This window comes from Sphingobium cupriresistens, assembly GCF_004152865.1.
GTDB lineage: Bacteria > Pseudomonadota > Alphaproteobacteria > Sphingomonadales > Sphingomonadaceae > Sphingobium > Sphingobium cupriresistens.
On sequence record NZ_SEOO01000015.1, the window covers coordinates 61,372 to 86,505 of the forward strand.

General features: G+C 64.1%; 19 protein-coding genes. 9 read left to right on the forward strand and 10 right to left on the reverse strand.

Features of this window, described 5'->3' with window-relative positions; translation table 11 throughout:
- Positions 1 to 46: 46 nt before the first annotated feature.
- The 5 genes from EWH12_RS10780 to EWH12_RS10800 form a co-directional block, all read right to left on the reverse strand.
- Entirely contained in the window at positions 47 to 1,348 is a 1,302-nt protein-coding gene (locus EWH12_RS10780; RefSeq protein ID WP_066601341.1) for a cytochrome P450, read from the reverse strand.
- A 304-nt stretch (positions 1,349 to 1,652) separates the two neighbouring features.
- Positions 1,653 to 2,396 carry a MerR family transcriptional regulator gene (locus tag EWH12_RS10785; protein ID WP_066601339.1) on the reverse strand — a complete coding sequence of 248 codons (744 nt, stop codon included), beginning with the start codon at positions 2,394 to 2,396 and terminating at the stop codon, positions 1,653 to 1,655.
- A 115-nt stretch (positions 2,397 to 2,511) separates the two neighbouring features.
- On the reverse strand, positions 2,512 to 3,555 hold the full coding sequence (locus EWH12_RS10790) for an aromatic ring-hydroxylating oxygenase subunit alpha (protein ID WP_066601337.1): 1,044 nt from the start codon (positions 3,553 to 3,555) through the stop codon (positions 2,512 to 2,514).
- A gap of 145 nt (positions 3,556 to 3,700) precedes the next feature.
- Positions 3,701 to 4,480, reverse strand: a complete 780-nt coding sequence (locus EWH12_RS10795; protein WP_129926557.1) for an SDR family NAD(P)-dependent oxidoreductase — start codon at positions 4,478 to 4,480, stop codon at positions 3,701 to 3,703.
- Positions 4,481 to 4,544: 64 nt separating this feature from the next.
- Entirely contained in the window at positions 4,545 to 6,797 is a 2,253-nt protein-coding gene (locus EWH12_RS10800) for a TonB-dependent receptor (RefSeq protein ID WP_129926558.1), read from the reverse strand.
- Between the two features lie 221 nt (positions 6,798 to 7,018).
- Between EWH12_RS10800 and EWH12_RS10805 the strand changes: the two genes are divergently transcribed.
- The 6 genes from EWH12_RS10805 (at position 7,019) to EWH12_RS10830 (ending at position 14,213) form a co-directional block, all read left to right on the forward strand.
- Positions 7,019 to 8,332 carry a Rieske 2Fe-2S domain-containing protein gene (locus tag EWH12_RS10805; RefSeq protein WP_242496017.1) on the forward strand — a complete coding sequence of 438 codons (1,314 nt, stop codon included), beginning with the start codon at positions 7,019 to 7,021 and terminating at the stop codon, positions 8,330 to 8,332.
- Positions 8,333 to 8,479: 147 nt separating this feature from the next.
- The gene (locus tag EWH12_RS10810) at positions 8,480 to 9,412 is read left to right on the forward strand and encodes a PDR/VanB family oxidoreductase (protein ID WP_066601330.1); all 933 of its coding nucleotides are present in this window, start codon (positions 8,480 to 8,482) and stop codon (positions 9,410 to 9,412) included.
- Between the two features lie 80 nt (positions 9,413 to 9,492).
- Positions 9,493 to 10,848 (forward strand): MFS transporter, encoded by a 1,356-nt coding sequence (locus tag EWH12_RS10815; RefSeq protein ID WP_242496018.1) that lies wholly within the window; start codon positions 9,493 to 9,495, stop codon positions 10,846 to 10,848.
- Positions 10,845 to 12,473, forward strand: coding sequence for a GMC family oxidoreductase (locus EWH12_RS10820; RefSeq protein ID WP_066601325.1), 1,629 nt, complete (start codon positions 10,845 to 10,847; stop codon positions 12,471 to 12,473). Before EWH12_RS10815 ends, EWH12_RS10820 begins: the two co-directional genes overlap by 4 nt.
- 20 nt (positions 12,474 to 12,493) lie before the next feature.
- Positions 12,494 to 13,981 (forward strand): aldehyde dehydrogenase family protein, encoded by a 1,488-nt coding sequence (locus EWH12_RS10825; protein WP_129926559.1) that lies wholly within the window; start codon positions 12,494 to 12,496, stop codon positions 13,979 to 13,981.
- A 10-nt stretch (positions 13,982 to 13,991) separates the two neighbouring features.
- Complete coding sequence (locus tag EWH12_RS10830) at positions 13,992 to 14,213, forward strand: transposase family protein (RefSeq protein WP_129926560.1); 222 nt, start codon at positions 13,992 to 13,994, stop codon at positions 14,211 to 14,213.
- Positions 14,214 to 14,223: 10 nt separating this feature from the next.
- On the opposite strand, the gene EWH12_RS10835 is transcribed toward EWH12_RS10830, so the two are convergent.
- Entirely contained in the window at positions 14,224 to 15,471 is a 1,248-nt protein-coding gene (locus EWH12_RS10835; protein ID WP_066601322.1) for a LysR family transcriptional regulator, read from the reverse strand.
- A gap of 204 nt (positions 15,472 to 15,675) precedes the next feature.
- Here EWH12_RS10835 and EWH12_RS10840 point away from each other — a divergent pair, with 204 nt between their 5' ends.
- Entirely contained in the window at positions 15,676 to 16,815 is a 1,140-nt protein-coding gene (locus tag EWH12_RS10840) for an acyl-CoA dehydrogenase family protein (protein WP_066601318.1), read from the forward strand.
- A gap of 121 nt (positions 16,816 to 16,936) precedes the next feature.
- A complete protein-coding gene (locus tag EWH12_RS10845) occupies positions 16,937 to 17,296 on the forward strand; it encodes a YciI family protein (RefSeq protein ID WP_066601317.1) in 360 nt (119 codons plus the stop codon).
- A 27-nt stretch (positions 17,297 to 17,323) separates the two neighbouring features.
- On the opposite strand, the gene EWH12_RS10850 is transcribed toward EWH12_RS10845, so the two are convergent.
- The 3 genes from EWH12_RS10850 to putA all read right to left on the reverse strand — a co-directional run bounded on the left by EWH12_RS10850 (position 17,324) and on the right by putA (position 23,064).
- Entirely contained in the window at positions 17,324 to 18,511 is a 1,188-nt protein-coding gene (locus tag EWH12_RS10850) for a CaiB/BaiF CoA transferase family protein (protein WP_066601311.1), read from the reverse strand.
- Between the two features lie 134 nt (positions 18,512 to 18,645).
- Positions 18,646 to 19,380 (reverse strand): FadR/GntR family transcriptional regulator, encoded by a 735-nt coding sequence (locus EWH12_RS10855; protein WP_066601309.1) that lies wholly within the window; start codon positions 19,378 to 19,380, stop codon positions 18,646 to 18,648.
- 84 nt (positions 19,381 to 19,464) lie between these two features.
- Complete coding sequence (gene putA, locus EWH12_RS10860) at positions 19,465 to 23,064, reverse strand: trifunctional transcriptional regulator/proline dehydrogenase/L-glutamate gamma-semialdehyde dehydrogenase (protein ID WP_129926561.1); 3,600 nt, start codon at positions 23,062 to 23,064, stop codon at positions 19,465 to 19,467.
- Positions 23,065 to 23,162: 98 nt separating this feature from the next.
- On the opposite strand from putA, the gene EWH12_RS10865 reads away from it, so the two are divergent.
- Positions 23,163 to 23,654 (forward strand): Lrp/AsnC family transcriptional regulator, encoded by a 492-nt coding sequence (locus EWH12_RS10865; protein WP_129926562.1) that lies wholly within the window; start codon positions 23,163 to 23,165, stop codon positions 23,652 to 23,654.
- On the opposite strand, the gene EWH12_RS10870 is transcribed toward EWH12_RS10865, so the two are convergent.
- Positions 23,638 to 24,867 carry an SGNH/GDSL hydrolase family protein gene (locus EWH12_RS10870; protein WP_422917726.1) on the reverse strand — a complete coding sequence of 410 codons (1,230 nt, stop codon included), beginning with the start codon at positions 24,865 to 24,867 and terminating at the stop codon, positions 23,638 to 23,640. The two genes, EWH12_RS10865 and EWH12_RS10870, sit on opposite strands and share 17 nt — an antisense overlap.
- Positions 24,868 to 25,134 lie beyond the last annotated feature (267 nt).

Consider the following 25,134-nt stretch of genomic DNA (forward strand, 5'->3'; position numbering starts at 1 on the left):
AAGGAGCCGCGCCCGCCTTTCAGGGCGCGGCCCAGGGGGAGAGGGTTCAGCTTCGCTTGAAGCGGATCGGCAGCGCCTTGTACCCGCCGACGAAATTGGTCTCGACCATGCGCGGGTCGCCCGCCAATTCGACGGATTCCAGATGCGGCAGCAGTTCCTCGAACAGGATGCGCATCTCCAACTTGGCCAGATGTTGCCCCAGGCACATATGCGGGCCGAAACCAAAGGCGATGTGCGGGTTGGGCGACCGGGTGATGTCGAAACGGTCCGCGTCGGCAAAGACCGCCTCGTCGCGGTTGCCCGACGGATAGCAGATCATCAGTCGTTCCATCGCGCGAATGTCCATGCCGCGCACCTGCGTGTCGGCCGTCGCGTTGCGCATGAAATGCTTGACCGGGCTGGTCCAGCGGATCGCTTCGTCGACCAGGCCGGGGATCAGCGACGGGTCCGCCTTCACCTTCGCCCAATTTTCGGGATAGAGCATCATGCCGTGCAGCCCGCCTGCGGTGGACGACGACGTGGTGTCATGCCCTGCGGTAGCGATCGCGACATAATAGCCGTTCGCCTCGTTACGCGGGATCGGCGCGCCGTTGATCCGGGAATTGGCGATCAACGACAACAGGTCGTCGGTCGGATTTTCACGACGATCAGCACTCAGCTTGTCGAAATAGGTGTAGAAATCCTCGATCGAGGCAGCCCATTGCTTCGCCGCCACCACAGGGTCGGTCGCCATTTCGGGCCGCTGTTCTTCGGGATCATGGACGCCGAAAAATTCCTGCGTCAGCTTGAGCATACGCGGCTCGTCTTCAGGCGGCACGCCAAATAGCGTCATGATGACGCGCAGCGGATAATGCAGCGCGAAATCGCGGACGAAATCACATTCGCCGTCGAAACTCAGCAGATTGTCGACCGACTTGCGCGCCAGGACGCGGATCTGTTCCTCCAGCTTGCTGATCCGGCCGGGCAGGAACCAGTTGGATGTCAACGTGCGGTAGGACGCATGTTCGGGCGGGTCCATATAGGTCAGCGACGACAGGATGCGGATCGACCCGCCGTTGATTTCCCGCGTGAAGGCGTCGGACGCCTGATCGACCAGAATCGGGTTGTGATCGGCATTGTGGAACAGCTTGCCGTTGCGCTCCACTTCCTTGATGTCGGCATGTTTGGTGACGACCCAGATCGGGTCGTAGCCCGGAACCTGCGCGATCCCCAGCGGCATATTGTCGCGCAGCCACTTGAACGCGCCATAAATGGTCGCGTCGTCGGTATAGCTTTTGGGCGCGATAACGATCCGGGCTATGTCGTCGGGGATGATCGGACGCACGTCGGCATCCAGCGAAGTCGCCATGAAACTACCCTCTCCTGATACGCTGCCTTACGGCGATATACGTATTGCGTAGGTTCATTACGTAACTGCGGGACGAGATTCGTCAATCGTTAATATCGGTCGGACCATTCAGCGTTATTTTTCGCCTAAGCCGCCTATTTTCGGGATTTTTTGGGTCTAAATGCGCGTTCGCCATCCTCGAAACTGAATGATGACCCAAAGTTTGAATAGAGCTGCCTATTCGGCGCCGGGCTTTTTTTTCGCCAGCTATAAACCGCGGCCGCCCGGCGGACGATCCGCCAGGCCGCCAGTCACGGCACGATGTTCAGGGCAAGGGTGGCAAGGTCATGGCCATGTCGTCGGGGCGATCGGTTTGCGCACCAGCGCGGATTGCGTCGACATGGGCAAAGAAAGCGCGCTGACGCAGCAGGCCGAAAAAATCGAGCATCAACGGCAGCGCATGTTCGACCATGGTCGCGGCATCGTCCACGGCGATATGGCCGTCTACGCGCGCCAGGAAAGTGGCCGCTTCCCATCGCCCGACGAAATCGGCGGCCTGGCGGTAAAAGCCCAGAATCTCCGGGGTGTAATTAAGCCGCTGGTCGAACCCGGCCCGCCGCATGTCTCCCCAGATGCGGACCAGTTGCGCGCAAGTGATGCTCAGCGCATCGCCCTGCTCCGTCTCGATGATGTCCAGGATGCCGATCGTCGCCAATGTCCGGGCGTCTTGGGCCGCGTGCGGATAGCGCTCCAGCAGCGAAGCGATCATGACAGGCGGCCCATCCACGCCGACGCGATGCGCGACCAACTGCTCCAACTGGTCGAAGGCGCTGGCCTCGACCCGCCCCTCGGTCCCCTCGCCGCCGATGATCGCTTTGATCTGCGCCAGCGTCAGCCTGTTTTCGCGCTGGAGTCGCCGCACGGCGAGAATCGCCTGCACATGCTCCTCGCCATAGTCGGCGACGGTCTTGCGCGGACGCGCTGGTTCCGGGATTAGTCCTTCGCGCAGATAGACGCGGATGGTTTCCCGATGGACTCCGGTCCGGTCCTCCAGTTCGCGCATCTTCATAGGCCCGCTACAGCATGACGCGCCGGGCCGGGCAAGCCGTTATGTTATCAGAATACGCAATATGCCCCGCACGTTCGGCATGATGTCAGGCCGCTACGGGGCATATGCGCTGGGATCAGGCGGCGACCTTGCCGCCTTCCTCCGCTTCCTGCATCGCGCTCAACAGACGACGCGCCTGGTTGACCGCGCCATCGCTGGCAATACCGATGAAGGGCCGTTCGGGTTCGTCGTCGATCCGGGCCTGTTGCGCCTGCAATGTGACCTCGTCTTCCGTGATGGTGTCGAAAAACTGGTCGAACAGCACATCGGGCACGCCGCTTTCCTTGGGCGCTGTGGTGCAGATGGTCCACAGATAATGGCTGGTCGTTTCGGTTTCCGGCGTGATGAAATGATTGTTCGCCAGCATGAAGCCATTGTCGCGCTTGCCTTCATAGGCGCCGGTGCCGACATCGCACCCGCCCGCATTGACGCGGCAGGTCATGCCAATGCCCGGTTCGAACCGCACTTCCTGCCAGCGATCCACCCGCCCCTTGAAGCCGCCCGCGTCGATATAGGATTTGGGCGGGATCGAATTGGGCATCTTGCGCAGCAATGTCACCTTGCGGCCGTCAAACTCGACCTTGGTGTCGGCATTATAATGTTGTTCCGGGTTCCCGCCGATCGTGCGCGCATGGATATAGGGCACATGGGTCAGGTCCATGATATTGTCGATGATCAGCTGCCAATTGGCCTTCACCGGGAAGTTATAAGGCCTCCAGGTCCAGGCCGGATCATTATGTTCGGGGCTATCTACGATGATCGAGGGATCGGCCAGCGCCGGTTCGCCCATCCAGATCCAGATCAGATGATCCTTCTCCACCACGGGATAATGGCGGACGTTGGCGGACGCGGGGATGCGCGCCTGGTTAGGGATGCGGGTGCAGGCGCCCTTGCCGTTGAACTCGACGCCATGATAGCAGCAGCGCAGGACGTCGCCGTCGACATGCCCGGCGGACAGCGGCATGGCGCGGTGGCTGCACCTGTCCTCCAGCGCGGCGATCTCACCAGCTTCGGTGCGGAACAGCACGACCGCCTTGTTCAGATATTTGCGCCCTAGCGTCTTGCCCGGTTCGATATCGGCGGCAAAGGCGGCCACATACCATGCATTGTAAATGAACATGCTACTCTCCAGTATTCGGCCGGGCGGTTCACTGCTCCGGCGCTACCCTATTGTTGGGCATGATTATGGATGGGCCGTGCGCCAGCGCCAATCGCAATCCCATAAAGCCATAAGAAAAGCGGGAAATGAACATGGCAAAGCGGGATCACCGCAAATACAGCCCCCCGTTCATATCCAGCGTCGCACCTACAAAAAAACCGCCCCGGTCCGACGCCAGCAGCGCCGTCGCCGCCGCGATCTCGCCCACGGCCATGAAGCGGCCGACCGGCACTTCGCCCTCGACCCGCGCGATCTGCTCGGCCGACAGCCGCGCCTTGGCGGTGTCGATCGGGCCGGGCGCGATGGCGTTTACGGTCACGCCCGTCCCGGCCAGATAGCGCGCGAAATATTTGGTCAGCATGATCGCCCCGGCCTTCGACGCGGCATAATGGGGCGATGCCACCGTCCCGCCATTCTGCCCGGCGAGCGAGGTGATGTTGACGATCCGGCCATAGCCATTCTCACGCATATGTTCGGAGAATATCTGGCAGCTCAGGAACACGCTGCGCATGTTGATCTGGACGATCGCGTCGAACTCTTCGGGTGAAATATCCTGCGTCGGCGTCCGCTTGGCGAAGCCTGCGTTGTTCACCACAATATCGACCTTGCCCCAAAGGGCCGCCATCTTGTCCCGCGCGGCCAGGAAATGATCCTTTTCCCGCACGTCCAGCGTCAGGGCGATCGCCGTTTCGCCCGACGGGTCCAGCGAAGCCGCCACCGCCTGCGCGACATCGATATCGACGTCGCTCACCGCCACGCGCCCGCCACCTGCATGGATTTCGCGCGCCACCGCCTCCCCCACGCCGCGCCCGCCGCCGGTCACCAGCGCGGTGCGCCCGGCAAAGGAAAAACTGCCATTGGCGGGAAGGGTGAATTGTTCGGTCATATGTCCGTCCTGAAACTGGCGAAAGAAAAGGCGGGGAAGGCATCACCTTCCCCGCCCCAGGATATTAGTGGCGGAACGACAGCGTCAGGCCATAGGTCCGCGGCGTGTTGGTGAAGATCTTCCAATAGGTGGTGCCGTTACCGGGCACAGCCAGGAAGGCGGTGATGTCGTCCGCATTGACGATCTGATAGTTGTTGGTGAGATTCTTGCCCCACAAGCCGATCTGGAACCGCCCGTCCGCTGTCTCGTAATTCAACCGCGCATTGAGCGTCCGCCCGCGGGTATCCTCGTGCAGATTGTCGTAGAGGCGCAGCGTGTTCGCATCATCGGTCGAGATGCGGGTAGAGAAGTTGAAGTCGGCCTGCGGCGTCAGCGTCGCGCCATTGCTCAGGCGTCCGGTATAGGCCGCACCCACAGTGAAGCTGTCGCGCGGCGCGAACTTGGCCGGATTGCCCGAATAATCCAGGTTCACCAGCGGATCGCGCAGGTCGGTATATTTGCCCACCAGATGCGTGTAATTGGCGGTCAGGCGCAGATCTTCGACCGGACGAATCACGGATTCGACCTCCAGCCCCTTCATCTTGAGCGTACCATTATAGGTATGGGCGATGCCGCCTGCGCCGGAGAAATTCTGGAGATTCTTCGTCGTCTGGCGGAACAGCGCGACGTTCAGGTCCAGCTTGTTGTCGAACAGGCGCGACTTGGCGCCGATTTCGTAATTCTCCGCCTTCTCCGGCTCCAGCGGGATGGTCGGGTTGCGATAGGCATTGTCGACGAAGCCGCCCGACTTGAAGCCCTTGGCATAGGTCGCATACATGTTGACCTTGTCCATCGGTTCGAACTTGATCGTGAAGCGCGGGGTGAAGGCGTCCCAGGTCTTGCCGCCCGACGCGAAGACTTCGCCGGGGAAACCGAAGCCGGGAATGGCGCCCGCGTCCGTGGTCGAGAAGGCGTGATAGTCGATCTTCTTGCGGTCCGACGTGTAACGGCCGCCGGCCACGACGGCCAGCTTGTCGGTGATCTCGAAGGTCGCTTCGCCGAACACGGCCAGGCTGCGGACATTGCCTTCCTGAACGCGGGTGATATTGGTCACCTCCGGGTTGCGGCGCACGCTGGCGTTGACCGCCGAACCGGGCAGCGGGCTGTAGAAGAAGATGTTGGTGGTCGAAACATCGGCCGACAGGAAATAGGCCCCGACCACATAGGAGAAGCGGCCCGGCGCGGAGGCGAAGCGGACTTCCTGCGTGAAGCTGCGGTTTTTCACCACCTGGCGGCGGTCGAACACGGGGACTTCGGTGCCAACCGGCACGTCGTCGTTGATCGCGCGGCTGTCATTCATGCGATAGCCGGTGATCGACGTCAGCGTGCCGCCAAACAGATCCAGGTCGCCGCGCAAATAGCCGCCGCGCAGACGCTGGCGATAGGGCGAGGACACGAAGTCGTTATTCGTCCACTTGTCGTCGCTGAAATCGCCGAACGTATCGGGGATGACTTGATTGCCGCCGATGCCGAGCTGGATCGCGCCGCCATTGCCCTTGGTATAGCTGTAATCGCCCGACAGGACGATCTTGAGCGTGTCGGTCGGCTGGAACAGCAATTTGCCGCGGGCCGAATAGCTGTCCGACTTGCCATAGCTGCCCGACTGGTTCGGCGTGTCGATCAGACCGTCATTATGTTCGGTGCTGAACGCGAAGCGGCCGGCGATCTTGTCATCGACCAGCGTGCCGTTGACCATGCCCTCGGTCCGCACATAGCCGCCATTGCCGCCGGTGATCTGGGCGTAATAATCATCCTTGAAGTCGGGATTCTTGGTGATGACGGCGATAGCGCCGCCCACCACATTGCGCCCGAACAACGTGCCCTGCGGCCCGCGCAGCACCTCGACGCGATCGGTGTCGTAGAAATTGGCGTTCAGGTCGTTGTTGAACACATAATAGACGTCGTCCATGAAATAGGCGACCGGCGTGTCCAGCGTGGCGGTGCGGAAGGTCGACACATTGCCGCGGATCGCGACGATCGACAGCGACTTGTCGGCGGTGTTGACGGTGATGCCCGGCATCTGCTGCGTCAGCGCGGCGGGGCTGTATACCTGCGCCTCACGCAGCAACTCGCCGCCGAATGCCGCGATCGAGAAAGGCACTTCGCGCACCGTCGATTCGCGCCGCTCTGCGGTCACGACGATATCTTCGGGGAACAGATTATCCTGCGGCGCAACCTGCTGAGGCGCGGCCTGATCGGCCTGCGCAAAGGCCGGCGCGGCCACGATCATAGCGGCGATCGCGCTGAGTGCTGAGGATGTTTTGAAACTGAAAGGCATGGCCCGGACTCTCCCTTAACGACACGGCTTGACGCCGCCTGGGAAGCGTGAAGCAGCAAAAAAGAAAGAGGTGCAATAGTATCGTCCCGATTATTGAATGGTCCGACCACATTCCGATTGGGGCGTGTGACTGCGACCCTCTATTCAGGGACCAGGGAATGGCGCCGGCTTTGATTCAGGCCGCGCCGATAACGACAAGCAAGGAAGAGGCTGAAAAACTCATGCAGTCCACTGATAGCGCCGACATGACCAGGGTTGGACCGGGCACGGTCATGGGCACAATGATGCGCCAATATTGGATGCCCGCTTGCCTGTCATCCGAAGTGAAGGCCGATGGCGATCCGCTGCGTCTGATGATCCTGTGCGAAAAGCTGATCGCCTTCCGCGACAGCAGCGGCCGGGTCGGCATCATGGACCACCGCTGCCCGCACCGCTGCGCGTCGCTGTTCATCGGCCGCAATGAAGAAAACGGCATACGCTGCGTCTATCATGGCTGGAAGTTCGACGTGGACGGCAAATGCGTCGACATGCCGTCCGTCCCCGCCCGCATGGACTTCAAGGAGAAAGTCCATGCCAAGGCGTATAAGACGCATGAAGCCAATGGTCTGATCTGGGTCTATATGGGCGAAAACCAGTCCGCCCCGCCGCCGCTGCCCGAAATCGAAGCGACGATGCACCCGGACGCCGAAATCTGGTGTCTGCAACGCGATTGCAACTGGCTCCAGGCGCTGGAAGGCGACATCGACACCAGCCATGTCGGCTTCCTCCATGTCGGCTCGATCGAGGCGGACGACCTGGACGAGGATCATCCGATGCGCCCGACCGTCCTCAACCGCGCGCCCGACTATGAAGTGGCGCAGGCTGACTGGGGCGTCATGTATGGCGGCTATCGCCCGAACGACGATGGCCAGATGAGCTGGCGCGTCGCCCATTATATGTTCCCCTTCTGGACGCAGACGCCCAACAACCGTTTCGCGACCCGCGCCATCGCCCGCGCCTGGGTGCCGATGGACGACGAACATTCGATGCTGTTCGACATCACCTGCGGCGTGGATGCGGGCAATCCAGCCTATACCTCCACGCTCAAGGACGGCACGCCGTTGTTCGCGCCGCTCGAATATGCGCCGACCACCACCGACTGGTATGGCCGCTGGCGTTCGCCTGACAGTCAGGCGAACGACTGGGCGATCGACCGCGATTCCCAACGCAACGGCACCCAGTTCACCGGCATCCCCAACATCACGATGCAGGATCAGGCGGTGACCGAAAGCATGGGACCGATCACCGACCATAGCTTCGAAAATCTGGCCCCCACCGACCAGATGATCGCCCGCGTCCGCCGCCGCGTGCTGCTTGCCGCCCGTGCGCTCGCCAACAAGGGCACCTTGCCGCCGGGGATCGAGGATCCCAGCATCTTCTACCGCGCGCGCGCAGGGTCGTTCCTGCACGACCCCAGCGACACGCTGGCCAATGCCTATGAATCGGCGCTGGCCAAGGCGGTGCGCTGGCCCGACAAGGTCGAAGCGGCTGAATAAGGCATATATAAGGACCGGGGCGATCCATGCCCCGGCGCCTCAGACAAGGATGATAAAGGTGACGAAACGCATTGCGGTTTGTCCGGTTCGCCGATCCATGGCGTCCCGGCCCTGCCAAGAGACGCATCGCACCGGACGGAGAGGGTGATGCGCGCACGATTGAAGAATATCCGCTGGGAAGCCGAAGGCATCAACAGCTACATCCTCGAACCCGTCGATGGCGGGCTGATGCCGGCCTTTGATCCCGGCGCCCATGTCGACGTCCAGCTCTCGCCGGGGCTGGCGCGCAGCTATTCGCTGGTCAATGATCCCGCGATCCGGAGCTATTATGAAATCGCCGTCCATCATGCGATCGATGGCCGCGGCGGGTCGCGCCACATCCATGAAAAATGGCAGGTCGGCCAGATTCTCGAAATCTCCGAACCGAAAAACAACTTCCCGATGGTGGAAGATGCCAACCACACCGTGATGATCGGCGGCGGCATCGGCATCACGCCAATGCTGCCGATGATCGCGCGGCTGGAGAAGCTCGGCAAGAGCTGGGAGTTGCATTATGTCGCCGCCTCCCCGGAACGCGCCGCCTATGTCGATCGCCTGTCCGATTACGACCAGGTCGAGATCGCCTATGACGGCATTCCCGGCGGTCGCCGCCTCGACCTGAAGGCCATCTGCGCCGCGGCGCCTGCCGACGCGCATCTCTATTGCTGCGGTCCGGGCGGGATGCTTGACGCCTTCCTGGCCACCAATTGCGACCGGCCCAAGGGTCACGCCCATATCGAATATTTCTCAGCCGAAACCGAGATGGCGACCGAAGGCGGCTATACGCTGGAACTGGCCAAGAGCGGCAAGACTATCGCGGTCGAAGAAGGCGAAACGATGCTCGACGCGCTGCTGAGCGCCGGCGTCAATGTCGGCTTCGCCTGTTCCGAAGGGATTTGCGGCACCTGCGAGGTCAAGGTTCTGGACGGCATTCCCGACCATCGCGACCATTTCCTCTCCGATGACGACAAGGCTGCGAACAGATCAATCATGGTCTGCTGTTCGGGATCGAAAAGCGCCAACCTAGTGCTGGACCTGTAAAAGCGATATTCCGGTTTTCCAATTTCATACCGGCAAATGAATGAAGCGGCCGCAAACGGCCCAAGGGTAAGGAGAAGGTCTTGGCGGTCGCCACGATAGAAGGCAGCAGCACAAAAGGGATGCTGGACGACATACCCATGTCGTCCTACCAGATCTGGTCTGTGCTGATGATCGCCGCGACCGTCATTCTCGACGGCCTCGATAACCAGATGCTCGGCCTCGCCGCGCCGTCGCTGCTCAAGGAATGGGGAATCGACCGAACGGCGCTTGGCTCCGTTTTCGCGCTCGGCTTCGTCGGCATGGCCATCGGCACGCTGACGTCGGGCTGGGTCGGCGATCGTTTCGGCCGCCGTGGCGCGCTCATCATCGGCGTCGCCATCTTTGGCGTCGCAACCCTGCTCACCGGCTTTTCCGGCGCGCTGTGGCAGGTCGCAGCCTTGAAGACGCTGGCAGGCGTGGGCCTCGGCGGCGTACCCGGCACCGCCAGCGCCATGATCGCGGAATTCACCCCCGTTCGCTGGCGCAGCGTCGCCGTCACCTTCGGCGTGGTGTGCGTCTCCATCGGCGGCATATTGGGCGGGGTCGCCGCCGCGCTGATCCTGCCGGGCCTTGGCTGGCGCTGGCTTTTCTATATCGGCGGCACCGTGACGATGATCTTTGTCGCCTGGCTCTGGTTCGTGCTGCCCGAATCCCCTCGCTACCTTGCCGAACGGCCCGATCGCGCCGCCGAACTGGACCGCATATTGCGCCGCATCGGCCATCCCAATCCCGCGTCCGCCGCCCATGTCCCGCTCGCCGCCGGGGAAGCGCCCCGCTTCGAACCGATGCGCAACCTGTTCGGCGCCGCGCTGCTACGCGACACGCTGGCGCTCTCTGTCGCCATGTTTTCCGGCATGTTCATGATCTATCTGATGTTCAACTGGGCGCCCACGATGCTCAACAGCGCAGGCTTCGGCCTCCAGACCGCCAGCCTCGGCCTCACCAGCTTCAACATGGGCGGCACGATCGGCGCGATGATCGCGTCGCTCGCCATCATCCGCTTCGGCTCCCGACCGGTGCTGATCCTGATGGCGTTGGTCGGCGCCGCCGTCTGCGCCACGCTGGCCCTGCTCCCCATCAGCGGCGGCCGTAACGAAGCCGCCGTCCTCGCCTGCCTCGGCGCGCTCGGCCTGTTCGCCAGCGCCGCCCAGTCCGCCATGTTTGCGGTCGGCGCCCATGCCTTTCCCACCGGCCTGCGCGCCCGCGGCCTGGGCTTGATGGGCGCGGCCGGCCGGGTCGGCGCGATCGTCAGCGCGGTGGCGGGCGCGCTGCTCATCGACTGGGGCAATCTCGGCTTCTTCGGCGCGCTCGCCGCCCTGATGCTGGTAAACGCCCTGGGTTTCATTGCCGTGCGGGGCCATGTGCCCGCGCTCGGCCGCAAGGACGCACTATCATGAGCGACAGCTTCGACTATATCGTGATCGGATCGGGTTCGGCGGGCAGCCTGATGGCCAATCGTCTGTCCGCTGACCCCGCCAACCGCGTCGCCTTGATCGAAGCGGGACCATCCGACAAAAAATGGCCGGTCAACCTCAAGACCGCCATGCCGGTCGGCAATATCTTTCTGCTGCCGCACGAAAAATATAATTGGAAACAGGCGCTTACTGGCAACGCCGCTGTCAACAACCGCACAATCAACTTTCCGCGCGGCAAGCTGTTTGGCGGATGCAGCGCCATCAATGGCGGCGTCTATATTCGCGGGCAAAAGGCCGACTATGACGCCTGGGCGAAGGCGGGCAATGACGGCTGGGCCTATGACGACGTCCTCCCCGCGTTCAAGGCGGTCGAAAATTATGCCGGTCCCGAAAAAGGCTGGCACGGCAAGGGCGGCGAACTGGATGTGCAGAAGCCCAAAAGCTGGAACCCGGTCAGCGCCGCCATCGTCGACGCGGCGGCAGAGGCAGGACATCAGCGCAATGACGATTTTGCTGGCGAACGGCAGGATGGCTTCGGCCGCTATGACCTTAACCAGCGCAACGGCACCCGCCTGTCGAGCGCCCGTGCCTTCCTCCACCCCGCCCTCAAGCGCGCCAACCTTACCGTCCTTGATGAAACCATGGTCCGCCGCATCCTGTTCGATCGCGGCCAGGCCGTCGGCCTGGAGATAGAAAAGGACGGCGCGCGCAGCACCATCTCCGCGCGGCGTGAAATCATCCTGTGCGCCGGGGCGACCAACTCGCCGCAATTGCTGATGCTCTCCGGGATTGGGCCGCAGGATCATCTGCACGATATGGGCATCGATGTCGTCCACCACCTGCCCGGCGTCGGCCAGCATTTGCAGGATCATCCGACCGTCCATGTCGCGATGGAAAACCCGTCGGCCGAATCCTACGCCGTCTCGGCCAGGGTGCTGCCCCGCATCCTCGCCAGCCCATTGAAATATCTGTTCAAGCGCGAAGGGATGCTGGCGTCCAATGTGGCGGAGGCCGGCGGCTTCCTCTGCACCGACGGCACCGGCCGCCCGGACATTCAGATCACCTTCCTTGCCGGGCTGAAGCTTGACGCGCGATCCGTCCCCCGTCGCCACGGCTATATGGGCCTGATCCAGTTGCTGCGCCCCAAAAGCGCCGGCTCGGTGCGTCTGGCCAGCAACCGGCCGGAGGACAAGCCGGTCATCGACCCCAATTTCTTCGCCGATCCCTATGACATGCAAACGCTGATCGCCGGCTTCCGCGAATGCCGCCGCATCTTCGCCCAGCCTGCGCTGGCCGCCATGACCGGTGCGGAGATCGAACCGGGCATCCAGCATCAAAGCGATGCGGAGATCGACGCCGCCCTGCGCAAGATCGTCAACACCGCTTATCACCCGACCGGCACCTGCAAAATGGGGCCGGATGGCGATCGCATGGCAGTGGTCGACGGCCGCCTGCGCGTGCGCGGCGTGTCCGGCCTGCGCGTGGTCGATGCCTCGGTCATGCCGGACATCATCAGCGGCAACACCTCCGCCCCCACCATGATGATTGCCGAGCGCGCCGCCCGCTTCATCCTGGAAGACGCCGTCACATCGAATATCGCCGCCTGATCGCGGCCCGGAGAGCCCCCATGAACATGATGACCATCCCCCCCCGCCCCGCCCTGCTCGACACGCCGGATCAGGACATGCTGATCGACGGCCAGCGCGTCCCCGCTTTGTCCGGCAAGCGTTTCGAAACCCGCAACCCCGCCACCGGCGAGTTGCTCGCTACGATCGCGCAGGGCGGCGCCGAAGATGTGGACCGCGCCGTCAAGGCCGCCCGCGCCGCGTTTGAGGGGCCATGGCGCCGGATGAAGCCGGTCGAGCGGCAGCGCATCATGCTCCGCCTCGCCGATCTGGTGGAGGCGCATTTCGAAGAACTGGCGATGCTCGACACGCTCGACCTTGGCGCGCCCTATAGCCGCACCATCATGGGCAAGGCGCGCGCGGGCGCGCTGCTGCGCTATTACGCCGGCCAGGCGATGCTCATCACCGGCGACACGATAGACAATAACGCCCCCGGCGACGTCCTCTCGCACACGCTCAAGGAACCGATCGGCGTCGTCGCGGCGATCAATCCCTGGAACGGCCCGATCGGCATGTCGGTGTGGAAAGCCGGCCCGGTCCTCGCCACCGGCTGCACCCTGGTCATGAAGCCCGCCGAACAGACGCCCCTCTCCGCGCTCCGTTTCGGCGAGCTTTGCCTTGAGGCCGGCGTCCCCGAAGGCGTCATCAACATCGTCACCGGCCTGGGCGATGCGGGCGCGGCGCTCTCCAGTCATCCCGACGTCGACAAGATCGCCTTCACCGGCTCCACCGGCGTTGGCGAGAAGATCCTCCACGCCGCCGCCGCGTCGATGAAGCGCGTTACGGTGGAACTGGGCGGCAAGTCGCCCAACATCGTCTTCGCCGACGCCGACCTGGACAAGGCGGTGCCGGCCGCCGCCATGGCGGTCTTCGCCAATGCCGGCCAGATTTGCAGCGCGGGCACCCGCCTGTTCGTGCAAAACGCGATCCACGACGAATTTATGGAGCGGCTGGCCGCCTTCACAAAGACGATCAAGGTCGGCGACCCGCTCGACCCCACCACCCAGATGGGACCGGTCGTCTCCGCCCCTCAGATGGACAAGATCCTCGCCTTCATCGCAGGCGCCAACACGGAGGGCGCCCGCCCCCTGACCGGCGGCGGCCGCATGAGCGGCGCGGGCTATGATGCGGGCTATTTCATCGAACCGACGATCTTCACCCATGTCGCCGACGACATGACGATCGCGCGGGAAGAGATTTTCGGCCCCGTCCTCTCCGCCTTCACCTTCGATACGGTGGATGAAGTTCTGGCCCGCGCGAACGCCACCGAATTCGGCCTGGGCAGCGGCGTATGGACCCGCGACCTTGGCACCGCCCATCGCATGGCGCGCGGCATCCGCGCAGGCTCCGTCTGGGTTAATTGCTACCAGATGCTCGACCCCGCCGTCCCCTTTGGCGGCTACAAGATGAGCGGTTTCGGCCGCGAATCCGGCCCGCACCATATCGAGGATTATCTGGAGACGAAGGCGGTCTGGATCAATCTGGACTGAGGCGCGCACCGTGCAGCAGAGCAGCAACAGCAATGGCGTGCATCTGGAGGAGGAGATGATCCTCCAGATGCAGAGGCTGGCCACCGGCCGCACCGACGAAGCGCTCAACGCCCGCTTCGGCATCAGTTACAATACATGGCGCAAATTGCTCGCCGGACAGCCGATCCGGCCCTCGCTCGCCAATCGGCTGAAGGGCCGGATCGCCGCGCTTCAGGCCATCAATCGGCCATAGGCGGGCGGCATCACACCCAGCCCGATTCCCGCAAATCGGGCGGCGCGCCTTCGACCCGCTCGCCCTTGGCCGCCTCGCTCACCATTTCCAGGAAGCGCCGCTGCGTCGCAGTCGGCCGCCAGCTGCGCCGCGTGGTGATCCCCACCACCCGCTTGCTGTCCTCCAGCGGCGGACCGATCTGGGTCAGCAGCCCGCTGCGGATCTGCAACGCCACCTGGTCGGGCGACAACAGGGTCAGGAAATGGCCTTCGGTCAGCAGCCGCCCGATGATCATGACCGACCCGCACTCGATCGGGGTCGCAGGCGGCGCGACCGCCGGCGCCACGCCCTCCCCGAACAATTTCTCCCACTGTTCGCGCAGCGGCGAATTGGCCGGCGCCACGATCCAGGGATAGCGCGCCAGTTGCGCCATCGTCGGTCTCGCCTCGGCCGCCAGCGGATGCTGACTCCCCGCCGCGATCACCAAGCGATCCTCCGACAACGGCAATTGATACAGGTCGGCAATCTCATAGGGCCGCAGCGCGCCGACGATCATGTCGATCACGCCATCGCGCAACGGCTCCACCAATTCGCGCCAGCTTCCCTCCAGCACCTTGAACGCCGCACGCGGATCGCTCCGCGCCATCCGCGCCATCGCGGCCGGCACCAGATAGGGCCGCGCCAATGGCAGCGCGCCGAACGCGATGACCTCGCTGCCGCTGCCGCTGTCCAGCCCCATATCGGCCAGCGCCGCGACGATCTCCGCCACCGCCAGCCGCGTGCCGCGCGCCAGCCTTTTCCCCGCCGGATTGAGCCACACCGCCCGGCCCCGCCGCTCGACCAGCTTGCCGCCGATCATCTGCTCCAGGTCGCCGACCGCGCGATGCACCGCCGTCTGCGACAAGGTGCTGCCATGCGCCGCCGCCGCGAAGCTACCCGCCTCCGCCAGCGCCAGGAAGGCGCGCAGCTGCGTCATCGTCATCAGCCGTTCGGGATATTGAAACACGCCCGACAGCCCCTTGGCTGCCTGCGACAGATGATCCAGCGCCGCACGCGCGCGTTCTATCACGATCTCACCCATGGGCGTGGGCACCATGCCGCCTGACCGCCGCTCGAAAAACGTGTAGCCGAATTGCCGCTCCAGCTTCGCCAGCCCCTGCGTCAATGCCGGTTGCGACAGGCTCACCACATCGGCCGCGGCGGTGATGCTGCCATGTTCGCGGATCGCCAGCAGAGCGCGCAGGTGGCGCAGATTGAGGTCGAACGGATCGGTCGCCATGCCGCTTACTCTTGTTACCCTGCGCCCGCGCGCTTTTGCGTCGTCGGGCTGCCTCATCTCTAAAGGACAACTGCCCCAAAGGACAGCCGCAGCCCTTCCATAAGCCAGAAAATTTAATGGACTGACCATTATTGTAATGGTAGGACCAATGCTGAACAGCGCGATTATCCGCGCATCAGAGTCGAACCTTAAGGAGGCTGCGCCGTGGACTTTGAACTGCCCGACGACATCAAGGAATTTTGCGACGTCACCCGCGACATCGTGCACGATCTGCTGCCGCATGAAATCGAATTTCAGGCGACCGGAAAAGTGCCGCCGATCGTGCGCAAGACGCTGATCGACAATGGCTATTTCGGCATGGCGCTGCCCGAACAATATGGCGGCCTGGGCCTGGGCGCCCTGGCCCAGGCGGCGGTGCAGATCGAACTCGCCCGCCTTCCTCCCCAATTCTGGACCGAACTGCGCCCGCTCATGGGGCCGGGCGCCAAGAACATCATGTATCATGCCTCGGAAGCCCAGCGCGAAGCGCTGCTGCCCGGCATGTGTTCGGGCGAAATCGGCATCGCCTTTGCCCTGACCGAACCCAATAGCGGTTCCGATCCGGGTTCGATGCGCACCACCGCGACCCGCAACGCCGACGGCTGGGTCATCACCGGCAGCAAGACCTATATTTCGAACGGCAAGAACGCGAAATATGTGATCGTCTATGCCTATACTGACAAGGCCGCGGGGCCGCGCGGCGGCATTTCCGCCTTCCTGATGCCCGCCGACACGCCCGGCTTCGCCGTCACCGGCACGATCGAACTGATGGGGACGGCGACGCCCGGCGTCTATGAACTGACCTTCGACGAATGTCAGGTCGGCCCCGACGCGCTGATCGGCGAACTCGGCCGTGGCTTCCATTATGCGCTCGAAGGACTGAACGAGGGCCGCATGAATGTCGGCGCGACGGCGGTCGGCATGGGCGAATATGCGCTGGAACTGGCGATCGAGGAATCCAAGCAGCGCCCGGCCTTTGGCGGCGTCATCTCCGATTTCCAGGCGATCCGCCACTATATCGCGACGATGGCGACCGACATGCGCGCTGCCCGCCTGATCCTGCTCGACGCCTGCTGGCGTTATGACCAGGGCGAAAAGCGCCGCGAACTCGCCTCCATGGCGAAACTGTTCGCGACCGAAGCAGGCAGCCGCACCGTCGACACGGCGGTCCAGATTTTCGGCGGTTCGGGCTATTGCCGGGGCTTTGCGATCGAACGCCTCTATCGCGATATCCGCATCACCCGCATCTATGAAGGGTCGTCGGAAATCCAGAAGAACACGATCGCGCGCGAACTGCTGCGATAAAGGGCGCGGGCGGGATGCGTGCAGGCATCCCGCCCCCTCATCTTCATGAAATATATTGCGCCGGGACGCTAATTCCCGAACAATCCCGCCATCGTTCCAACGCCCGGCAAGGAGACAGGCGGTGCGCGTGATGGTGCTGGTGAAGGCGACCGAAGACAGCGAGAAAGGCTATCGGCCCTCGCCCGAAACGGACGCGATGATGGCCGCGATGGGCCGCTTCAACGATGAACTGCGCGACGCTGGCATCCTGGTGATGGCCGATGGCCTCACCCCCTCTTCACAAGGCAAGCGCGTCGCCTTCGATGGCGCCGAACGCACCGTCATTAACGGCCCATTCTCCCAACCACGCGAATTGGTCGCGGGTTTCTGGCTGTGGGAGGTCAAGGATATGGACGAGGCGGTCGCCTGGGTGAAGCGCTGCCCCAATCCCATGCCAGGACCGAGCGAGATCGAAATCCGGCCCTTTCACGACCTGGAATAGCGCACCACGCCGTGGCGATTCCTTTTGTTACAGCAGGTCGCCCCGCGCGCGTAGCGCTGCCACCGCGCTCTCGTCCACGCCCAGCTTGGTGAGGATATCCGCACCCTCTTCACCCAGTCGGGCGACATGGTTGCGCGCCTCGACCCGCGATCCGCTCATGCGGAACGGCGGGTTGGGCACCTTGAAGCTGCCGGCCCCGTCGCTGATTTCCGCGAAGGCGCCACGCGACGCCAGTTGCGGATCGTCCAGCAATTCATCGATTTCGCGATAGCGCCCGCACGGCACGCCATGGCGCGAGAGGATCGCCTCGGCCTCCTCCGCGCTGCGCTCGCGCGTCCACGTCTCCGTCAGCGCCAGCAGCGTCGCCCAATTGGCGTTGCGATCGGCATTGGTCAGGAAGCGCGGATCGTCGCGCCATTCGGGATGGCCGACCGCGTCTGTCAATTGCTCGAAATTGCGAGGGGATGTCGGCGCGACCATGATGAAGCCGTCATTGGTCTTGAGCGGGGTGTAGAGCGGCCGCCGGGCGTCGCCGGGGAACTGCGCCTCCTGCGTTTCGAACACCAGCATCCCCACCATCGCCTCCAGCATCGACAGGTCGATATGCTGGCCTGCGCCCGTCTTTTCACGCTGATACAGCGCCGCCTGGATTGCGCCAAAGGCATGGGTGCCGCCCAGCACGTCGGCGATGAAGACGCCGCTGGTCGCCGGCCGGTCAGCCCCGTCCTGATAGCGCAGATTGACCATGTCGAAGCCGCTGGCCGCATGGATCACGGGCGCATAGGCCGGGGACAGCGCCTTCGGCCCGGTCTGGCCATAGCCGGAGATTGAGCAGTAGATGAGACGCGGATTGGCCTCGCGCAGCGCGGCGAAGTCCAGCCCGAACCGCGCCATGACGCCGGGCCGGAAATTTTCCACCAATATGTCGCAGGTCGCAATCAAATCCTTGATGAGGGCGATGATTTCGGGGGATTTAAGGTTGCAGGCGATGCTCTGCTTGCCCGCGTTCAAATTGCCGAAATAGGCGCTGAAGCCATCCCGCTTGGGCGGCCGCGCACGGACCTGGTCGCCCTCCAGCGATTCCACCTTGATGACCTCGGCGCCCAGGTCGGCCAGCATCCGCGTCGCGAACGGCCCGGCCATGACGCTGGTGAAATCCAGCACCCGCACGCCATCCAGGGCGCCAACCGTCGCCGCCTTGCTCTCTTCCGCCATAGCCTCACTCGCCTGTCGAACTAATTATTCAATGGTCCTACCTATTGCATGGCGGTCGTGGGGCGTCAATCGCGTACAACTGTCCAACTCGCTGTTTCAAACGCCCCTGTCAGACGCCCGGTCAGGTGCGAAGGTCAGCCCTTGGCCGCCGCCTTGCTGTTCTTGCGGACATGGCGATGCACCCGCTCCAGATGCTTGCGCATCTCCGCCACCGCAGCCTCGCTGTCCTTCGCCCGCAACTGCCGCACCAGCCGGAATCGGGATTCGATCAATGACTGCTGCAACGTCTCATAATCCGGTCCTTGCACGAATTCATGCAGGATCGCCGAAAGGGAATCGACGAAGATGCCGAAGATGCGGTTCTTGGTCGCCCGCGCCAGCACGGCATAATATTCGACGGCGCATTGGTAACGCGCCTCGACACTCGTTTCCCGCCTCGTCCGCTCGGCGATCGCCTCCAGGTCGGCCAGGTCCGTGTCGGTCGCCCGCTCGCAGGCCAGCCGCACGATGATGTCCTGCAACGCCAGCCGCGCCTCGGTCAGTTCATTCAGCGAGATATCGCCCAGGTGGACATAATCCTGCATCGCCTGTACGATCCGGTCGGGTTCTGCCGTCTGCACGAATGCCCCGCCCTTCGCGCCCTTCACATTGCGGATGATCCCCGCGACCTCCAGGCTACGCAGCGCCTCCCGCAACGCGCTGCGGCTGACCTGGAACTCGACCGCCAACTCGCGCTCGGCTGGCAACTTGTCCCCGGCCTTGAGCGTGCCCGCGGCCAATTGCGCGCGGATCTGCTCGCAGATGATCTCGAACGCCCGCCGCGTCTTGATCGGCGCGAAGCTCGGCTTTGTAGAAAGGGTAGATGCCATGGGGTGCGCTCCGGAACAGACGACAAATCTATAGCCGCCGCGACCAAAGGCGCAATGGCCGGACCGAAAAGACGCGCGCGCCCTTTATCCGATCATCATCAGGCTGGCATTGCCCCCCGCCGCCGTGGTGTTGATGGAGGTTGACTGCTCTTCCAGCAACCAGTCCAGGCAATAGCCATGACCATGATCGTCGGCATGGACCGACACGATCGGGCCGGGCAGATCGGCGACGCACTGGACGGTCGCGGCGACCTTGGCGGCGTCCCCTTCCACCAGCGCGGCGGCATAATGGCCGGTGGCGTCGGTGCTGAAGCAGGCGGCGACGTCGGCGGGCAGGCCGGCCGGGATCGTCATCCCCTGCACCACGCCATGATTGCCGGTCGCCAGCACCGCCGCCATCTGGCGGAACAGCCCCTGCCGAGTCGCCGGGCGCATCAGGATGCGACCGCGCGGATGCAGGGCGTAGATGTTGCGCTCGCCCACCGGCCCCGGCAGCGCCAATTCGACGCCCAGCGCAGAGGCGTCGCCGGCGCGGCGCGCCTGTGTCGCCGCGTCGCCATCGCCCTGCGCGTCGAGCCAGTCGGCGAAGGCGTGCAGCGGCGAGCGCAAATGACTGACCCGCGCCGCGAACACCGGCGGCGTCGTGACCAGCCGCCCCAGATAGAGCGGCCCGCCAGCCTTGGGGCCGGTGCCCGACAGGCCGCAACCGCCAAAGGGCTGCACGCCCACGATCGCGCCGATGACGTTGCGGTTCACGTAGATATTGCCGACCTTCACCCGCGCCGTGACCCGCGCCACCGTCTCGTCCAGCCGGGTATGCAGGCCGAAGGTCAGGCCGTAGCCGGTGGCGTTGATCTGGTCGACCAGCGCGTCCAGCCGGTCGCGCCGGAACCGCAGCACGTGCAGAACGGGGCCGAAGACTTCGCGGTTGAGATCGGCGATGGACTCGATCTCGATGATCGTCGGCGGCACGAAGGTGCCGTGCGTGGCTTCGGGTGGCAGCGGACTATGTTCGACCTTGCGGCCCAACGCCTGCATCGCATCGATATGGGCATTGATGCCGTCGCGCGCCTCCGCGCTGATGACCGGGCCGATGTCGACCTTCAGCGCGTCGGTGCGGCCGATCCGCAATTCGGCCAGCGCGCCCTTGAGCATCGTCAGCGTCCGGTCGGCGACGTCTTCCTGCAGGCACAGGATGCGCAACGCCGAACAGCGCTGGCCCGCGCTGTCGAAGGCGGAGGCGATAACATCGGCCACCACCTGTTCGGCGAGCGCGCTGCTGTCCACAATCATCGCATTCTGGCCGCCGGTCTCTGCAATGAGCGGGATGGGCTTGCCATCTGCGGACAGGCGCGTGGAAAGCTGGCGCTGGATCAGCCGGGCGACCTCGGTCGATCCGGTGAACATGACCGCGGCGGTTTCGGGCGCCGCGACCAGCGCCGCGCCAATGCGGCCGTCGCCGGGTAGCAGTTGCAGCGCATCGGCCGGCACGCCCGCTTTATGCAACAGGCGGACGACCTCAGCCGCGATCAGCGGGGTTTCCTCGGCCGGCTTGGCCAGCACCGGATTGCCCGCGACCAGAGCCGCGGCGACCTGGCCCGTGAAGATGGCCAGCGGGAAGTTCCACGGGCTGATGCAGGTGACCGGCCCCAAGGCGGCCTGCGCCGGGCCGAAGGTCGAGCGCGCCTGCGCGGCATAATAGCGCAAGAAGTCGATCGCCTCGCGCACTTCGGCAATGGCGTTGGGCAAAGACTTGCCCGCCTCCCGCACGATCAGGCCCAGCAGGATCGGCATCCGCGCCTGCATCGCATCGGCGGCGCGGTCCAGCACAGCGGCGCGATCGGCGACCGGGCTATCGGACCAGCGCGACGCGGCTGCGCGGATGGCGGCGGCGCGCGCCTCTTTTACCGATGCTTCGGTGACGCGGCCCACCACATCGCGATGATCGGCGGGGTTGAACACCGTGCGCGAGGGGCCAGCCGCATCGTCGGGCGCAGCCGTCCAGCCGAGCGACGCGCTGTGGCGCAGAACATCGCCCAGGCTGGCGAGCGTGGCTTCGTTGCTAAGGTCCAGCCCATCCGAATTGCGGCGGTCGGGATAGAGATCGGCCGGCAATGCGATCTGGTCATGATGATGGCCGGGATGCGCCATGGCGCGCACGACATCGGCCGGATCGGCGATCATCTCCTCGATCGAGACGTTGGGATCGGCGATGCGATTGACGAAGCTGCTGTTCGCGCCGTTTTCCAGCAGACGGCGGACGAGATAAGCGAGCAGCGTCTCATGCGTGCCGACCGGCGCATAGATGCGGCAGGGGCGGTCCAGTTTTCCGGCGCCGACCACCTGTTCGTAGAGCGACTCGCCCATGCCGTGCAGGCACTGGAACTCATATTGGCCGATCGCGAAGTCCGGCCCCGCCAGTTGATAGATGGTGGCCAGCGTTTGCGCATTATGGGTCGCGAATTGGGGGAAGACCGCATCGGGCGCGGCCAGCAGCTTCTGCGCGCAGGCGACATAGGCGACGTCGGTATGGGCCTTGCGGGTATAGACCGGAAAGTCGGGCAGACCATCGACCTGCGCCCGCTTGATCTCCGCATCCCAATAGGCGCCCTTGACGAGGCGCACCATGATGCGTCGATCGGCGCGGCGGGCAAGGTCGATGATCCAGTCGATGACGAAGGGGCAGCGCTTGCCATAGCCCTGCACCACAAAGCCCAGCCCGTTCCAGCCGGCCAGGTCCGGGTCGGTCGCCAGGCTTTCGAGCAGGTCGAGCGACAGTTCGAGCCGATCGGCCTCCTCAGCATCGATATTGAGGCCGATATCATAGCCTTTCGACAGCAGCGCCAGTCGCTTAACCGCGGGCAGCAATTCGCCCATTACGCGATCGGCCTGCGCCCGGACATAGCGCGGATGCAGCGCCGACAGCTTTATTGATATGCCCGGCCCGGCATAAATGCCGCGCCCGGCCGATGCCTTGCCGATGGCATGGATCGCCTGTTCATAATCGGCATAATAGCGCTTCGCATCGGCAGCGGTGGTCGCCGCTTCGCCCAGCATGTCATAGCTATAGGCGAAGCCCTTTGACTCCAGTTCCTTGGCGCGCTTCAATGCTTCCTTGATCGTCTCGCCGGTGACGAACTGTTCGCCCATCATCCGCATCGCCAGGTCCACACCGCGGCGGATGACCGGCTCGCCGGCGCGGGCGACAAGGCGGGTCAGCGCTGCGCCCAGCCCGCGATCATCGACGCTGCCGACCAGCTTGCCAGTGACGACCAGGCCCCAGGTGGCGGCATTGACGAACAGCGACTTGTCGCCGCCCAGATGCGAACCCCAGTCGCCATCGGCGATCTTGTCGCGGATCAGCGCGTCGCGGGTGGCGGTGTCGGGAATACGGAGCAGCGCTTCGGCCAGACACATCAGCGCCACGCCCTCCTGACTGGACAGCGCATATTCCTGCACCAGCCCTTCGACCCCGGTGCCCTTGTGATTGGCGCGCAGCGCGGTGACGAGGGTGCGGGCGGTGTCGGCAATCGCAGCCTTCGTTGCGTCCGGCAGGGTCGCCGATGCGATCAGGGGCGCCAGCGCCTCCGCCTCGTCACGGCGATAGGCGGCGGTGATCGCTTCCCGCAGCGGGGTGGGCTGGCGGATGGCGGGTGCGAAGTTGGCGAAGGGCTGATCTGTCATGCAACCAGAATAACCCAGGTCGAATTTTCGTTCCGCCTTATCAACGGCTCTCCACAAGTCGAAGTGACTTATTAAGAGGACCTTGCTAGGCAGATAAGATGGAGAATATGCCCAAAGCGGTCGATCTGGACGATTTCGACCGGCGGATCATCGCCGCCCTGGTCGAAGACGGGAGGATGACCGTCACCGATCTTGCCGCGCAGGTCGGCCTGTCCAAGACGCCCTGCCAGGTGCGGCTGAAACGCTTGCAGGAAGCGGGCGTCATTCGCGGCTTTCGGGCGATCGTCGATCCGGCGAAATTGGGTATGGACCATATCGCCTTCACCGAAGTGAAGTTGAGCGACACGCGGGAGGCCGCATTGCGCGAATTCAACGCGGCGGTGCGGCGCATCCCGGAGGTCGAGGAATGTCATATGCTGGCGAGCAATTTCGACTATCTCCTTAAAGTGCGCACCGCCGACATCCGCCGCTATCGCATGGTGCTGGGCGAGAAGATCAGCGCCCTGCCCCATGTCGCCAGCACATCCACCTTCGTCGCGATGGAGACGGTGCTGGAGGCGGGGCACAGGCGGATCAATCGAAAAGGCTGAGCGGGATCGCCTCCCCCATCGCCTTATACCCCTTTGGCGAGGGATGCAGCGCGTCGCCTTCGTCATAGGCGGGCAACAGGCGGTCGGGATGCGCCGGGTCGCGGGTCACGCGGTCGAAATCGATCACCGCATCGAAATGGCCCGGCGTCCTGATCCAGGCGTTCACCGCCTGCCGATCCGCCTCATTCCGGGCATCGGCATGATAATAGCCATTGCCGACGAAGGGCATCACGGTCGCGCCGATCACCTTGATCCCTTTGGCATGGGCGCGGGCGATGATCTGGCGATAGGCGCCGATGATGCGGGCGACATGCGCCTGGTGCGCCGCCACGCTCACGGGCGCGTCGCGGGTCAGTGTGCCCAGATCGTTGATCCCCTCCAGCAGTATCATATGGGTGACGCCGGGCTGGGCCAGCACATCGCGGTCCAGCCGCGCCAGCGCATTGGGGCCAAGCCCGTCATCGAGCAACCGGTTGCCGCCGATCCCCTGGTTGACGATGGCGATAGGACGGCGCTTCGGGTCGGCTTGCAACCGCGCCGCCAGCACATCGGTCCAGCGGTCATTGCCGTTGGTCGTCGCCCCCTTCCCGTCGGTGATGGAGTCGCCCAGCGCGACGATCAGTTTCGCCGGCGCGCAGCGTTCGACTTCCAGCGCCGCCAGGTTGAACCAATGGTCGAAATGGTCGGCGCCGGCCATGGCCTTATCGCCCAGATGATCGCCGGGCAAATGCCAGGATGTCGCGCGCGATCCGGGGTGCGACGTCTGTTCAGGATCACCCGCATAGTGGATCGACACCGCGATACTGTCGAGCGCCCTGGTCTGCAGCGATACCGGGTCGGACAGATAGTCCGCGCCCGCCGGGACGATGACATCTGGCTTTCCGTCAAAGCGCAGCGCGATCAGCGTGGCGGGATCGATCGCAGCGGATGATGAATCGCGCGCGCGGGCGATACTGGCGCCAGCCAGCATAAGCGGCCTGGTCCCGGCAAGGTTGGAGATGCGCACGCGAATCCGGTTGCCCGACACGGATGGTCGGACGATCTGGCGCAGCGTCCGGTTCGCCAGCGTGCCGGCGGGCAGTTCTGCGTCGCCGGTAGGGCGGAATTGCGAAGACGCCCAGCCCGCGACCCAATTGGGGGTGCAGGTCTTCGCCTGAGCCGGCGTCGCCAGGAGGGCGAACGGAAAGCATAACAGGAGAGAGAGACGCATCATCGCCTTCCTTGCAAGGTCATGACCGGGTCACGGCCGCGAAGTTCACACCGTCACTGGTTTCGCATTGGCGCGCTTTTGCGCCGGAGATGCGCTGCCAAAGCGGCTGCGACGCGACACGGCCGCAATGCCCGCTTATCGACGACGCTTCCGTCGGATCATCGCGACGCGACGGCGACGCGCCACCTGGGTCACAGCAGCCCGTCCGATGCGTGACGAGGGTGAACGCCCCGGCGGGCGGCGGGCGGTCCAGGATGCGGAGTGGGCGGT